The 14,569-nt window shown below is 58.0% G+C and carries 14 protein-coding genes; 8 read left to right on the forward strand and 6 right to left on the reverse strand.

The window, feature by feature from the left end:
* The first annotated feature begins 192 nt into the window (after positions 1-192).
* From D8U73_RS27575 to D8U73_RS27610, 8 genes are all read left to right on the forward strand, one after another.
* On the forward strand, positions 193-1,287 hold the full coding sequence (locus tag D8U73_RS27575) for an ABC transporter ATP-binding protein (RefSeq protein ID WP_056854630.1): 1,095 nt from the start codon (positions 193-195) through the stop codon (positions 1,285-1,287).
* Entirely contained in the window at positions 1,287-2,402 is a 1,116-nt protein-coding gene (locus D8U73_RS27580; protein WP_056854629.1) for an ABC transporter ATP-binding protein, read from the forward strand. The genes D8U73_RS27575 and D8U73_RS27580 overlap by 1 nt, the downstream gene beginning before the upstream one ends.
* The gene (locus tag D8U73_RS27585; RefSeq protein ID WP_056854628.1) at positions 2,399-3,265 is read left to right on the forward strand and encodes a sugar ABC transporter permease; all 867 of its coding nucleotides are present in this window, start codon (positions 2,399-2,401) and stop codon (positions 3,263-3,265) included. The genes D8U73_RS27580 and D8U73_RS27585 overlap by 4 nt, the downstream gene beginning before the upstream one ends.
* Positions 3,266-3,272: 7 nt before the next feature.
* Positions 3,273-4,073 (forward strand): carbohydrate ABC transporter permease, encoded by an 801-nt coding sequence (locus tag D8U73_RS27590; protein ID WP_056854627.1) that lies wholly within the window; start codon positions 3,273-3,275, stop codon positions 4,071-4,073.
* A gap of 10 nt (positions 4,074-4,083) precedes the next feature.
* Positions 4,084-4,356, forward strand: coding sequence for a DUF2160 domain-containing protein (locus tag D8U73_RS27595; protein ID WP_056854889.1), 273 nt, complete (start codon positions 4,084-4,086; stop codon positions 4,354-4,356).
* A 47-nt stretch (positions 4,357-4,403) separates the two neighbouring features.
* Complete coding sequence (locus D8U73_RS27600; protein ID WP_056854626.1) at positions 4,404-6,146, forward strand: ABC transporter substrate-binding protein; 1,743 nt, start codon at positions 4,404-4,406, stop codon at positions 6,144-6,146.
* A 329-nt stretch (positions 6,147-6,475) separates the two neighbouring features.
* A complete protein-coding gene (locus D8U73_RS29280) occupies positions 6,476-6,619 on the forward strand; it encodes a hypothetical protein (RefSeq protein WP_177434341.1) in 144 nt (47 codons plus the stop codon).
* Positions 6,616-7,725, forward strand: coding sequence for a polymorphic toxin type 44 domain-containing protein (locus tag D8U73_RS27610; protein ID WP_241668552.1), 1,110 nt, complete (start codon positions 6,616-6,618; stop codon positions 7,723-7,725). Before D8U73_RS29280 ends, D8U73_RS27610 begins: the two co-directional genes overlap by 4 nt.
* Positions 7,726-8,314: 589 nt before the next feature.
* On the opposite strand, the gene D8U73_RS27620 is transcribed toward D8U73_RS27610, so the two are convergent.
* The 6 genes from D8U73_RS27620 to nuoJ form a co-directional block, all read right to left on the reverse strand.
* Positions 8,315-8,647 (reverse strand): hypothetical protein, encoded by a 333-nt coding sequence (locus D8U73_RS27620; protein ID WP_241667766.1) that lies wholly within the window; start codon positions 8,645-8,647, stop codon positions 8,315-8,317.
* 207 nt (positions 8,648-8,854) lie between these two features.
* Positions 8,855-10,318, reverse strand: a complete 1,464-nt coding sequence (gene nuoN / locus D8U73_RS27625; RefSeq protein ID WP_056854624.1) for an NADH-quinone oxidoreductase subunit NuoN — start codon at positions 10,316-10,318, stop codon at positions 8,855-8,857.
* Between the two features lie 7 nt (positions 10,319-10,325).
* Positions 10,326-11,858: an NADH-quinone oxidoreductase subunit M gene (gene nuoM / locus D8U73_RS27630; RefSeq protein ID WP_056854623.1), complete on the reverse strand. Its 1,533-nt coding sequence runs from the start codon at positions 11,856-11,858 to the stop codon at positions 10,326-10,328.
* A 39-nt stretch (positions 11,859-11,897) separates the two neighbouring features.
* Complete coding sequence (nuoL, locus tag D8U73_RS27635) at positions 11,898-13,751, reverse strand: NADH-quinone oxidoreductase subunit L (RefSeq protein ID WP_056854622.1); 1,854 nt, start codon at positions 13,749-13,751, stop codon at positions 11,898-11,900.
* Positions 13,748-14,056 carry an NADH-quinone oxidoreductase subunit NuoK gene (gene nuoK, locus D8U73_RS27640; RefSeq protein ID WP_007946416.1) on the reverse strand — a complete coding sequence of 103 codons (309 nt, stop codon included), beginning with the start codon at positions 14,054-14,056 and terminating at the stop codon, positions 13,748-13,750. Before nuoK ends, nuoL begins: the two co-directional genes overlap by 4 nt.
* 2 nt (positions 14,057-14,058) lie before the next feature.
* Positions 14,059-14,562 carry an NADH-quinone oxidoreductase subunit J gene (gene nuoJ, locus D8U73_RS27645; RefSeq protein ID WP_056854621.1) on the reverse strand — a complete coding sequence of 168 codons (504 nt, stop codon included), beginning with the start codon at positions 14,560-14,562 and terminating at the stop codon, positions 14,059-14,061.
* Positions 14,563-14,569: the final 7 nt, after the last annotated feature.

Genomic DNA, 14,569 nt, shown 5'->3' on the forward strand with positions numbered 1-14,569 from the left:
CACTATTGTTCACTGTCAATGGGTGAACTGTTCAATTGTTCATTTGTGATTGTTCATTTGTGTTCAGCAACGAACTTTGGGTTAACGCTTTTTCCATGGTTTTTCAGGTAAATCAACAGCTTGAAATTTCTGGCACGAAAGTCGCTCTAGTGCTCCGGTCGCTTGACTCCAAAAAATAAAAAAGGCCGAGCCATGTCATTAACCCTGGAGCATGTCAGCCGCACCGTCGAGGGCCAGACCTGGATTGACGATGCGTGTCTGCGTTTCGAACCTGGATCCTTCAACGTTTTGCTTGGGCGCACGCTGTCCGGCAAAACCAGTCTCATGCGTCTGATGGCCGGGCTGGACAAGCCGGACACCGGCCGTATCCTGATGAATGGCGTCGATGTTACGCAACGGCCCGTGCGACTGCGCAATGTGTCGATGGTGTATCAGCAGTTCATCAATTACCCGACCATGACCGTCTTTGAGAACATCGCCTCGCCACTGCGTCAGGCCGGTGTGTCCAACGAGCTGATCCAGAGCAAAGTGCTCGAAACTGCGAAGATGCTGCGCATCGAGAAGTTTCTGCAGCGCTATCCGCTCGAACTCTCCGGCGGTCAGCAACAACGCACAGCTATGGCTCGGGCGCTGGTCAAGGACGCCGAGCTGATTCTGTTCGATGAGCCGCTGGTCAACCTCGACTACAAACTGCGCGAAGAACTACGCCAGGAAATGCGCGAGCTGTTCAAGGCGCGCCATACCATTGCGATTTACGCCACCACCGAACCCAACGAAGCCCTGGCTTTGGGCGGCACCACGACCATTCTTCATGAAGGCCGGGTGATCCAGAGCGGCAAGTCCTCCGAGGTCTATCACCAGCCGCAGACGGTGCTGGCGGCGGAATTGTTTTCCGAACCGCCGATCAACCTGATGCCGGGCCGCATCGCTGGCAACGAAGTGAGTTTCGCCAATTTCGTGCACTTTCCGTTGAACGTTGACCTGCGCCCGGTGGGCGAGGGCGAGTTTCGCTTCGGCGTTCGTCCCAGCCACATCTCGCTGGTGCCGAGCAACGACGATGACCTCGAACTGGCAGTGACCGTCGAAGTCGCCGAGATCAGCGGCTCGGAAACCTTCCTGCATGTGCGTAACGAACACTTCCTGCTGGTGCTGCACTTGCCCGGTGTTCACGAATACGACGTCGATGCGCCGATCCGCATCTACATTCCGACCCATAAACTGTTTGTGTTCGATGCGCAGGGGCGGCTGGTCCAGGCGCCGGGCCGGCGTGTCGCGAGGGTTGCCTGATGGCCGAAATCCGTTTGCAGAACCTCGCCCACAGCTACACCAAAACCCCGGCTGGGCCGGAAGACTATGCGATCCGGGAAATGGACCACATTTGGGAGCAGGGTGGTGCGTTCGCCTTGCTCGGCCCGTCGGGTTGCGGCAAATCGACGTTGCTCAACATCATTTCCGGGTTGCTCAGCCCGTCACAGGGGCATGTGCTGTTCGACGGCAAAGCGGTCAATGACCTGACCCCGGAAAAGCGCAACATCGCCCAGGTTTTCCAGTTCCCGGTGGTCTACGACACCATGACGGTATTCGACAACCTGGCGTTCCCGTTGCGCAACCAGGGCATGGCAGAGGCGAAAATTCACACCAAGGTGCAGGAAATTGCTGAAGTCCTCGACCTGCAGAACCTGCTGAGCAAAAAAGCCCGCAACCTCACCGCCGACGAGAAACAGAAAGTCTCCATGGGCCGTGGGTTGGTGCGCGACGACGTGTCGGCGATCCTCTTCGATGAACCGCTGACAGTGATCGACCCGCACCTGAAGTGGAAGCTGCGGCGCAAACTCAAGCAGATCCACGAGCAGTTCAACATCACCATGGTCTACGTCACCCACGATCAGCTGGAGGCATCGACCTTCGCCGACAAGATCGCGGTGATGTACGGCGGGCAGATCGTGCAGTTCGGCACACCCCGGGAGTTGTTCGAACGGCCGAGCCACACCTTTGTCGGCTATTTCATCGGCAGTCCAGGCATGAACCTGATCGATGTGCAGCCGCAACCGGGCGGCGTTGGTTTCGCTTCAACGCATTTGCCGCTGTCCGAGGCCATGCAGCAACGCATTGCCGAGTCCGAGTGGAAAACCCTGAAAATCGGCATTCGCCCCGAGTTCGTGCACGTCTGGGACGAGCCTTTTGATGAGGCGATGCGGGCACAGGTCGTACACGTCGAAGACCTCGGCACCTACAAGATCATGACCCTGAACCTCGACGGCGCACCGCTGAAAGTACGCCTGGCCGAAGATAAACCGGTGCCGGAAGGCATGGCCTACATCAGCTTTCCGGCGCAATGGTTGATGGTCTATGCCGACGAATTCCTGCTCGAAGCACAGGCCAACAATGAGGTGCAGCCATGAACAAGGTGCAGAACAACAAGGCCTGGTGGCTGGTGCTGCCGGTGTTCCTGCTGGTGGCGTTCAGTGCGGTGATCCCGATGATGACCGTGGTCAACTATTCGGTGCAGGATATCTTCGATCAATCCAGCCGCTACTTCGTCGGTGCCGACTGGTACAAGCAGGTGCTGCTCGATCCACGACTGCATGATTCGCTGTTGCGTCAGTTCATTTATTCGGCCTGCGTGCTGCTCATCGAAATCCCGCTGGGGATCGCGATTGCACTGACCATGCCGACCAAGGGCCGCTGGTCGTCGGTGGTGCTGATCATCCTGGCGATTCCGCTGCTGATCCCGTGGAACGTGGTCGGCACCATCTGGCAAATCTTTGGCCGGGCCGACATCGGCCTGCTGGGCTCCAGCCTCAACGCCATGGGTATCAGCTACAACTATGCAGCGAACACCATGGACGCCTGGGTCACGGTGCTGGTGATGGACGTCTGGCACTGGACTTCGTTGGTGGCGCTGTTGTGCTTCTCCGGTCTGCGGGCGATTCCGGATGTGTACTACCAGGCTGCGCGAATTGACCGGGCCTCTGCCTGGGCGGTGTTCCGGCACATCCAGTTGCCCAAGCTCAAAAGTGTGTTGCTGATCGCCGTGATGCTGCGCTTCATGGACAGTTTCATGATCTACACCGAGCCGTTCGTACTGACCGGCGGCGGGCCGGGCAATGCCACGACGTTTCTCAGCCAGACCCTGACGCAGATGGCGATCGGGCAGTTCGACCTGGGGCCGGCGGCGGCGTTTTCGTTGGTGTATTTCCTGATCATCCTGTTGGTGTCCTGGCTGTTTTACACCGCCATGACTCACTCTGACGCCAACCGCTGAGGCCATCATGAGCAAGAGAAAGCTGATCCCACTGCTGATCTACATCCTGTTCCTGCTGGTGCCGATCTACTGGCTGCTGAACATGTCGTTCAAGAGCAACACCGAAATCCTCGGCGGGCTGACCCTTTTCCCACAGGACTTTACGCTGGCGAACTACAAGGTGATTTTCACTGACCCGAGTTGGTACACCGGCTACATCAACTCGCTGTATTACGTGAGCCTGAACACGATCATTTCCCTGACCGTGGCTTTGCCGGCGGCGTATGCGTTTTCGCGCTACCGCTTCCTCGGTGACAAGCACCTGTTCTTCTGGTTGCTGACCAACCGTATGGCGCCACCGGCAGTGTTCCTGTTGCCGTTCTTCCAGCTGTATTCGTCGATTGGCCTGTTCGACACGCACATCGCTGTGGCCCTGGCTCACTGTCTGTTCAACGTGCCGCTGGCGGTGTGGATTCTGGAAGGCTTCATGTCTGGCGTGCCGAAGGAAATCGACGAAACCGCCTACATTGACGGCTACAGTTTCCCCAAGTTCTTCGTGAAGATTTTCATCCCGTTGATCGGCTCCGGCATCGGCGTCACGGCGTTTTTCTGCTTCATGTTTTCCTGGGTCGAACTGCTGCTGGCGCGAACCCTCACCTCGGTGAACGCCAAGCCCATCGCGGCAGTCATGACGCGCACCGTTTCGGCGTCGGGTATCGACTGGGGGGTGCTGGCGGCGGCGGGGGTGCTGACTATCCTTCCGGGCATGCTGGTGATCTGGTTTGTTCGCAACCACGTGGCCAAGGGCTTTGCCTTGGGCCGGGTATGAGGAACTGATGATGGAATGGATGAGCTGGACCGTCCCGACGGCGGCGTTTTTCGGTGTTATCGGTTTGATCCTGGTGGGTATGACCACTTGGGAATTGCGTTCGCCAAGTGTCCTTCGGCGTGGTTTTTTACCGATTGCCACCACCCGTGGCGATCGTTTGTTTATCGGTCTTCTCGGCAGCGCCTACCTGCATTTGCTGGTAATCGGCGTCACCGACTGGAGCATCTGGGTAGCGTTCGCGTTGTCCCTGGTGTGGCTGTTGGCTGTGATGCGTTGGGGCTAGTCGAATCGCTCGGCAATGTTGCTCCGAAACTTAAACAGGAGGTCTCTATGTTCGACAAAAACAATAAGCTGCGACATAGCATTTCATTGGCAGCCATGCTGGCACTCAGCGGTTTGAGCGCTTCGGCCTGGGCCGATGCCTACGAAGATGCCGCAAAGAAATGGATCGGCAGTGAATTCAAGCCGTCCACCCTGACGGCCGATCAACAACTCGAAGAACTGAAGTGGTTCATCAAGGCCGCGGAGCCGTTTCGCGGGATGAGCATCAAAGTGGTATCGGAAACCATCGCCACTCACGAGTATGAGTCCAAGGTGCTGGCCAAGGCTTTCAGTGAGATCACCGGGATCAAGCTGACCCACGACTTGCTGCAGGAAGGCGACGTGGTGGAAAAGCTGCAGACCCAGATGCAGTCGGACAAGAACATCTATGACGGCTGGGTCAACGACTCGGACTTGATCGGTACGCACTTCCGCTACGGCAAGACTGAATCGATCACCGACCTGATGGCCAACGAAGGCAAGAACTTCACTTCGCCGACCCTGGATATCAAGGACTTCATCGGCATCTCCTTCACCACCGCACCGGACGGCAAAATCTACCAATTGCCTGACCAGCAATTCGCCAACCTGTACTGGTTCCGCGCCGACTGGTTCGAACGTGCGGACCTCAAAGCCAAGTTCAAGGAAAAGTACGGCTACGAATTGGGCGTGCCGGTGAACTGGTCAGCCTATGAAGACATCGCCAAGTTCTTCACTGAAGACGTCAAGGAAATCGACGGCAAACGCGTCTACGGGCACATGGACTACGGCAAGAAAGACCCGTCCCTGGGCTGGCGCTTCACCGATGCCTGGTTCTCCATGGCCGGTGGTGGCGACAAGGGTATTCCGAACGGATTGCCGGTGGACGAGTGGGGTATCCGCGTCGAGAATTGCCATCCGGTCGGTTCTAGCGTGACTCGTGGCGGCGACACCAACGGCCCGGCGGCGGTGTTCGCGACCACCAAATACGTGGACTGGATGAAGAAGTACGCGCCACCGGAAGCGGCGGGCATGACCTTCTCCGAGTCCGGGCCGGTGCCATCCCAAGGCAACATCGCCCAGCAGATTTTCTGGTACACCGCATTTACCGCCGACATGACCAAACCGGGTCTGGCGGTGATGAACGCCGATGGCACGCCGAAATGGCGCATGGCGCCGTCGCCACGGGGACCGTACTGGGAAGAGGGCATGAAGCTGGGCTATCAGGACGTGGGTTCGTGGACGTTCATGAAATCCACGCCTGAGAAGCAAAAACTGGCGGCCTGGCTGTATGCGCAGTTCGTGACTTCGAAAACCGTCTCTCTGAAGAAAACCATCGTCGGCCTGACGCCGATCCGCGAGTCGGACATCAACTCGCAGGCCATGACCGATCTGGCACCGAAACTCGGCGGTCTGGTGGAGTTCTATCGCAGCCCGGCCCGCGTGCAATGGACGCCGACCGGAACCAACGTGCCGGACTATCCGCGTCTCGCACAGTTGTGGTGGAGCCACATTGCTGAAGCCGCCAGCGGCGAGAAAACCCCGCAACAGGCACTCGACGGTCTGGCCAAGGATCAGGACGCCATCATGTCCCGCCTGGAACGCTCGAAAGCCCAAGCCACCTGCGCCCCGAAAATGAACCCCGAGCGCGACGCGCAATACTGGTTCGACCAACCGGGCGCTCCGAAACCGAAACTGGAAAACGAGAAGCCGAAAGGCGAGACCGTGAGCTACGCCGAACTGCTGAAATCGTGGGAGGCGGCGCGTAAGTAAACTGGTGGGACTGTGAAAGACGAACGGCACTGGAAGGTGCCGTTTTTCTTTGGTGTCTGTGATACCGCAATCGCGGGCAGGCTCGCTCCCACAGGATTGGTGGCATACCCAGAACTTGCGAAAAATCGCTAGTTGCTCCAATCACTGTAGGAAGTGGGTTGTTGGCTTCTGTGAAATTTCCTATTCGTTGTTTCGGCAATGCCATCGGGATTGCTGCCAGCATGCGTCCCGCCGTCTCATTCGTCCTCGACCGATACGCTTTCTACTCAGTACTTCTGCAGGAAGGAGAGGGAAGGCAATTCAAATCGATGACAATAAGGACGTTGCACATGAATGCTCTTCTGTACCCCTCATCCACCTCCGAAGTCGAGATCATCACCACATCACATGGCTGCATGTTGTTAGTGGTGCGTGAAGGCGTACCGATGGCCGAGGGTTTTCTGCCTTGCATCGAGCAAGGAGAACCTCAATGAACGAAGGGCATTTCATTGGTCAGCATGACAAGACCACCTGTGGCGGCACAGTCCTGGATGGCGACACCAGTTTCATGTGGTATGGCATCGCCCATGCACTAGAAGGTGACCGGGTCACTTGCGGTAAGGATGGGAATACCTATCAGATCGTCGGTGGCATCTCGCACATGATCAGCCACGGCAAAGCCATGGCAGGCACGCTGGACAGCCACAGCAATTGCCCTTGTAGAGCTCAGCTGATTCCATCGGTGGTTACGGCCAGCTATCGAAACGAGGATTCTGCTCCGCCAATGGGCAGGGCCTTTGTACAGCCAGCTAATCAGTCCGAAAAAGTAAAGGCGACAGAATCCCGACTGGCTGAGCCAACGCTTGCACGGAAAACCTCAACCGCACCCGGCGACCCCGGTAAAACCCCACGCTGTAATCACCCGGATCAAATGGAAGAGCTTGCCGTCTACATTGCTGGAGAGATGAACCGAAATATCCTGCATCCAGCCGTGTTGAAAATGAAAGAGCTGCTCAACTACGACAGTAGCGCGGCTGCCAGGCAATTTCAGGAGCTACCGTGGTATGCCAGACTGGCCGGATCACCGAATTTCAACGCTATCGCATTGACGAAGAAGGTTGAAGCGATGGCGATTTGGACTAAACAAGTGGGTCAGGATATGGAGTGGGACCACAAGCCAAAGCTTCGGGAACGATTCCCCGGAGTCAGGCACAAGCAAGGGGGGTATCTCTATTACTACGATATTTGGTCGAACATCCACTACGGTTACGTCGGAATTATAGGGGGACTTTCCGATCGCTTGCTGCTAGACGGCGCAGGGGCTGAACAAATTGCATCAGATGCCCTGCGCAAGGCGGAAGAGTTACGAATAATCCCCAAAAAGAACAGAGCACTTCCTGGTCCTCGTCCCACGGCCAGTCCTTGGACTCAACTGCGATCATGGGATGATGTAGCTGATAGAGTGTCGATAGGTATCGGTATAAAACTTGCCAATCTGTACCCTGATGGCGGAATAACAGCGCAGATCATCATGAATAAAGTGTTGGCAGTAGCTCCAAAGGACTGGGGAGACGGAGTCAGTGTCCACATCTGTCAATAAACCACGATTCCGGTACATAAGATGGCTCTGGATTCCATTGCTCCCACTACTCCTGCCGCTGCTGGTGTTGTGTTTGATCGCCCTATGGAATATTTATGTTCTACCCAGCGCAACCGTAAATTACTCCAAGGATGCCAAGCAGGTATTGCGGTACACATGGAATGTCAAAGATCGAATATACCGGGGACGGATATCTCCCGGAGATGCAGTCAGTGACCACGGATATCTAATTCCGGATACCCATTTTTTCATGGAGTTTTCGTGGGCTGTCGAAAACGAGCGTTGGCATTGCATCAGCATCACACCGAAGTGGCCCAACACGGATATCTTCCTCGACGCTGACGGCAACATTGATATCCAGAAAGGGAGTGTTCTTGATGGAGTCAGGCTGAAAGAGTGTCAATGGGATTTGGTGAAACCATAATCACGAACGGCACTGCAAGGTGCCGTTTTTTTTTGCGGTGACTATGTCACCACAATCGCGAGCAAGCTCCCAAAATGGATTTATGCCGTATTCAAAATCTGCGGGCAGACTCACAACCTGTGGGAGCATGGTCCGGGCGGCGTTCCGAAAATGGGGTCGGCTCAGTCACCCACATTCATCAACCGAGCCTGGGTAACCGGGCAATGACCCAGTAGCTTCAGATTCGAGAGCCTCGAATGCATCAAGGATCTCATCAGGCAGCGGCGTGTCGTAGTCTCCGGGGAGTACAAGCTTGTCCTTCATTGCACCAATTCGCTTGTTATGTAACTGCTCTGCCTCTATCGCTTGATTCGACTCCAACGCTACCAATTGCTCGACTGAGAGAGGTTGCGGCTTCGGCAGTTTGAGCTTGTGCGTACGCAACGTGAGCTTGCCCTGGCGCTCGTCGGCCAAGTCGTCGAGGCCGTGTAACAGTTCGGAAAAAACGTCACGTCCCATTGTTCTTCCCCGCGTTGATTTATTAACTCTGAGGCCATTGAAGATAAAGCCAAATGATCAATACGGGATGTAGGACGGCCCTGAGTAGTGTGCAAGATCGTTCCGGGATTTCCGAAAGAGGGCAGGGCAGCGGTAACAAATCCCACAAACGCAAAAACGGCACCCGAAGGTGCCGTTTCTGTTTTCTACCGAGTGTCGCTCAAGCGATCAACCCACCAGCCCCGATTGCTGAACCAGGTTCAGCAGCGGTTGTGGGTAGACGCCGAGGAAGAACGCGACCAGAGCGATGGCCAGCAGCATCACGCCGCCTGCTTTCTGTTCCCAGTGCAGTTGCGCATCGTGGCGACGCAGGTTCGGTTCGATCAGGTACAGGGTGACCATGACACGCAGGTAGTAGAACACGCCGATGGCGCTGCCCAATACCAGGGAACCGACCAGCCACCATTGATGCGACTCGACGCCAGTAGCGATGATGTAGAACTTGCCGATGAAGCCCGCGGTCAGCGGAATACCGGCCAGGGAGAGCATCATCACGGTCAGTACGGCGGTCAGGTACGGACGGCGCCAGAACAGGCCGCGGTATTCGTACAGGGCGTCGGCGTCACGGCCGTTGTACGGCGAGGACATCAGGGTGATCACGCCGAAGGCGCCGAGGCTGGTGATCACGTAGGTGACCAGGTACACGCCGATGGCTTCCACGGCCAGGCCTTTGCTCGCCACCAGGGCGATCAGCAGGTAACCGAAGTGAGCGATGGACGAGTAACCCAGCAGACGCTTGAGGTTGCTCTGGGTCAGTGCCAGCAGGTTACCGAACAGGATCGACGCGATGGCGATGATGGTCAGCACATCACTCAGGATGCCGCTGCTTGCCGCTGGCGAGATCTGGAACAGACGCACCATCACCGCGAACACGGCAACCTTGGAAGCGGTAGCGAGGAACGCTGCAACCGGCGCCGGAGCACCTTCGTAAACGTCCGGGGTCCAGAGGTGGAACGGCACCAGCGACAGCTTGAATGCCAGGCCAATCAGCATCATGCCCAGGCCCAGTTGTGCCAGCGAGCTTGGCAGACCGGTAGCCGCCAATGCCTGACCGATGCCGACGAAGCTCAGGGAACCCGAGTCTGCGTACAGCAGCGCCATACCGAACAACAGGAATGCAGAACCGGCGGCCGACAGCACCATGTACTTGATGCCGGCTTCCAGCGAGCGCTTGTTGAAGAAGGCATAGGCCACCAGACCATAGACCGGCACCGACAGCAGTTCCAGGCCAATGAACAACCCGGCCAGGTGCTGCGCGCTGACCAGAACCAGGCCACCGGCGGCAGCCATCAGGATCAGCAGGTACAGTTCTTCACGGTTGCCCGGGTAACCCGAACCGCCATCGCCGAGGTAGGCGTGGGCGAGGGTGACACAGGCGAGGGTGGCGACCAGGATCAGCGCCATGTACAGGCAGGCGAAGGTGTCGATTTGCAGCAATGGGGTCACGGCCAGAGGCGCAACCTTCAGAGCCGGCAGGATCGACAGCAAAGCCAGGTTCAGACCCGCCACGGAAATCAGGAAGGTCTGCGAGTGGTTGCGGCGCCAGGCGATCGCCAGCATCACCACGATGATCGTGGCGCTGGTGATCAACAACGGCGCAAGCGCGATAAAGTGTTGAGTCGTGAATTCCATAGCGCTCTTACCGGGCCGAAGCGAGTTGAGTGAAGGCGGTGCCGAGCCATTGCTGCACGCCATGCATCGTAGCGGCAGAGGTATCGAGGAACGGTTGTGGGTACACGCCGAGGTAGATCAGCAGTGCAGCCAGACCGACCACCATGATCAGTTCGCGACCGTCCATGCCATGCAGTACCGCGTCCGATTTGGCCGGACCGAAGTACGCACGGTGGATCATGATCAGCGAGTAGACCGAACCGAACACCAGGCCGGTGGTGGCGATGATGGTGACCCATGGAGCGATCGGGAAGCTGCCGATCAGGATCAGGAACTCACCGACGAAGTTACCGGTACCCGGCAGACCCAACGACGCTGCTGCAAAGAACAGGCTGAGGGCCGGCAGGTAAGCGATCTTCGACCACAGGCCACCCATTTCACGCATGTCGCGGGTGTGGGTGCGTTCGTACAGTTGGCCACTCAGGATAAAGAGTGCCGCGGCCGACAGACCGTGCGCCAGCATCTGCATCACTGCACCTTGCAGTGCCAGTTGGCTGCCGGAGTAGATGCCGATCAGTACGAAGCCCATGTGGGAAACGGACGAGAAGGCGATCAGGCGCTTGATGTCGGTTTGTGCGAAAGCCAGGAACGCGCCGTAGAAAATCCCGATCAGACCCAGGGTCATGGCGATCGGCGCGAACTCGGCCGAGGCATTCGGGAACAGCGGCAGGGCGAAACGCAACAGGCCGTAGGCAGCGGTCTTCAGCAAGATACCGGCGAGGTCGACAGAACCTGCGGTCGGTGCCTGGGCGTGAGCATCAGGCAGCCAGGAGTGGAACGGTACGACTGGCAGCTTGACCGCGAAGGCGATGAAGAAGCCGAGCATCAGGATGTACTCGGTGGTCATCGACATCTTGGTTTTCAACAGGTCGGCGTAGTTGAAAGTAATCACGCCGGTTTCGTTGAAGTTGACCAGCACCAGGCCGAGGATCGCCACCAACATGATCAGGCCGGAAGCCTGAGTGAAGATGAAGAACTTGGTCGCTGCGTAGATCCGGGTTTTCTTGCCGTCCGAAGAACTGTGACCCCAGAGCGCGATGAGGAAATACATCGGCACCAGCATCATTTCCCAGAAGAAGAAGAACATGAACAGGTCGAGGGCGAGGAACACGCCGACGACACCGCCCAGGATCCACATCAGGTTCAGGTGGAAAAAGCCAACGTGACGCTGGATCTCTTTCCACGAGCAGAGTACCGAAAGTACACCCAGCAGACCGGTCAGCATGATCATCAACAGCGACAGGCCATCGAGGGCCAGGTGCACGTTGATGCCAAACCGCTGGATCCAGACGTGCTTGAACTCAAGCGCCCAGGTCGGGTCGGCGCCAGGCGCCGGGGCAAATGAATAATCACCGTTGGCCCACAGCCAGAGGCCGAGGCAAAGCAACAGGGACATGGTGATCAGCGCAATCCAGCGGGGGAGGGTGGCGCCGAAGCGCTCACCCATCCAGCACAGCAGGCCGCCGATGAAGGGGATCAGGATTAGCCAAGGCAGAATCATGACGGGCTCGTTTCCTTTCGCAAATTCGCAAGGTTCATATCAGACCGCTACCAGCACGACGGCGCCAATAACCAGCACGGCACCAGCAGCCATCGAGGCGGCATACCAACGCAGTTGACCGGTCTCGGTACGGCTCAGGGCGGTGTGACCGCCTTTGGCCATGCGCGGGATCAAACCGATGGTCTGATCGAGCGGGTCTTTGCGCAGGATGTGGCTGATCGCCAGGTAAGGCTTGACGAACAGTTTGTCGTAGATCCAGTCGAAGCCCCAGGCAGCGAACCACCAGGCCGAAAGGAAACGCCCGATGCCGCTGTTGGCGATGGCGGTGACGAAGCGACGCTTGCCGAGGAACAGCAGCGCGGCCAGCAGGATACCGGCCAGGGCGATGGCGCCCGAAGCGATTTCCAGGCTGTGCTTGGCTTCGCCGCCGGCATGGCCGACGCTTTGCGGCAGCACGCCGTGCAGCGGTGGAACGATCATTGCGCCGATGAAAGTCGACAGTACGATCAGCACCGACAGTGGCAGCCAGTGGGCAATGCCGTGACCGGCGTGGGCTTCGGTCTTCGCTTCACCGTGGAACGCGATGAAGATCAGGCGGAAGGTGTACAACGAGGTCATGAACGCGCCGACCAGACCTGCATACAGCAGACCTTCGTTGCCGCTGGCGAACGCTTCCCAGAGGATTTCGTCCTTGGAGTAGAAGCCCGCGGTGACCAGAGGCAGGGCCGCCAGGGCCGCGCCGCCGACGATGAAGCTGGCGTAGGCCAGTGGCAGCTTCTTCCACAGACCACCCATCTTGAAGATGTTCTGCTCGTGGTGGCAGGCAACGATCACCGCACCGGAAGCAAGGAACAGCAGGGCCTTGAAGAAGGCGTGGGTCATCAGGTGGAAGATCGCGCCATCCCAGGCGCCGACACCCAGGGCCAGGAACATGTAGCCGATCTGGCTCATGGTCGAGTAGGCGAGGATACGCTTGATGTCGGTCTGGACCAGGGCTGCGAAGCCAGCCAGAACCAGGGTCACGCCACCAACGATGCCCACCAGGTGCAGGATTTCCGGCGCCAGGGTGAACAGGCCGTGGGTACGGGCAATCAGGTAAACGCCTGCTGTCACCATGGTTGCAGCGTGGATCAGTGCCGAAACCGGCGTTGGACCGGCCATCGCGTCTGCCAGCCAGGTTTGCAGCGGCAGTTGCGCGGATTTACCGACAGCGCCACCGAGCAGCATCAGGGTGGCCATGACCATCCAGAAGTCGCCGGCCTGGAATTTCTGCGGTGCCAGCACCAGCAGTTCCTGGACGTTCAGCGTGCCCAGTTGGGCAAACAGAATGAACAGGCCGATGGCCATGAACACGTCACCGATTCGGGTCACGATGAAGGCTTTGAGTGCAGCGTTACCGTTGTTGCGGTTGCTGTAGTAGAAACCGATCAACAAGTACGAGCACAGGCCCACGCCTTCCCAACCGAAGTACAGGAACAACAGGTTATCGCCCAGCACCAGGAACAGCATGCTGGCGATAAACAGGTTGGTGTAGGCGAAGAAGCGCGAGTAACCGGCTTCACCGCGCATGTACCAGGATGCGAACAGGTGGATCAGGAAGCCGACGCCGACAACCACGCCGAGCATGGTCACGGACAGGCCGTCCAGATACAGCGCGAAGTTCGGCGTGAAGCCTTCCACCGCCATCCACTGCCACAACACCTGGGTGTAGTGGCCGCCTTCTGGCGGGGCAACGTTGAATTGCCAGATCACGTAGGCGGTAACGATTGCCGACAGACCGATGGAACCCACGCCGATCAGCGCGGCCAGGTTTTCCGAGAGGCGTCCACGGGAGAACGACAGCAGCAGAAAACCAATGAGAGGGAATACGAAAGTCAGAAAGAGTAGGTTCATCCGCGCATCTCACTGGCAGCGTCGATATCGAGCGTGTGGAAGCGGCGATACAGTTGCAACAGGATCGCCAGACCAATACTGGCCTCGGCGGCTGCCAGGCTGATCACCAGGATGAACATGATCTGTCCATCCGGCTGCGCCCAGCGGCTACCGGCAACGATGAACGCCAGTGCAGAGGCGTTCATCATCACTTCAAGACTCATCAACACGAACAAAATGTTGCGACGGACCATCAGGCCGACCAGGCCGAGGCAGAACAGGATGCCGGCGACCGCCAGACCATGCTCCATGGGGATAGCAGGCATCGTCATTGCTCCTTGGCTTCGTTGCGGCCCAAGTGGAACGCCGTGACGGCTGCGGCGAGCAGCAGCATCGAGGCGAGTTCGACCACCAGCAGGTAAGGACCGAACAGGCTGATGCCCACGGCCTTGGCGTCTACGGTGGTGTGGCCGATGGCTTCACCGCTCTGGTGGGAGAACAGCACGTACAGCAGTTCAACCAGCAGCAGCGCGGCGAGGGCGACGGGGCCGCCCCAGATACCGGGCTTGAGCCAGACGCGCTCTTGCTGAACCGAGGCCGGGCCAAGGTTCAGCATCATCACCACGAACACGAACAGCACCATGATGGCGCCAGCGTAGGCGATCACTTCCAGGACACCGGCAAACGGTGCGCCGAGGGCGAAGAACGTCATGGCCACGGCGATCAGCGAAATGATCAGGTAGAGCAGGGCGTGCACAGGGTTGGTGTTGGTGATCACGCGGAGCGTGGACACCACAGCGATACCCGATGCGAAATAGAAAGCGAATTCCATCTTTCTT

The organism is Pseudomonas sp. Sample_22, from assembly GCF_004307635.1.
GTDB lineage: Bacteria > Pseudomonadota > Gammaproteobacteria > Pseudomonadales > Pseudomonadaceae > Aquipseudomonas.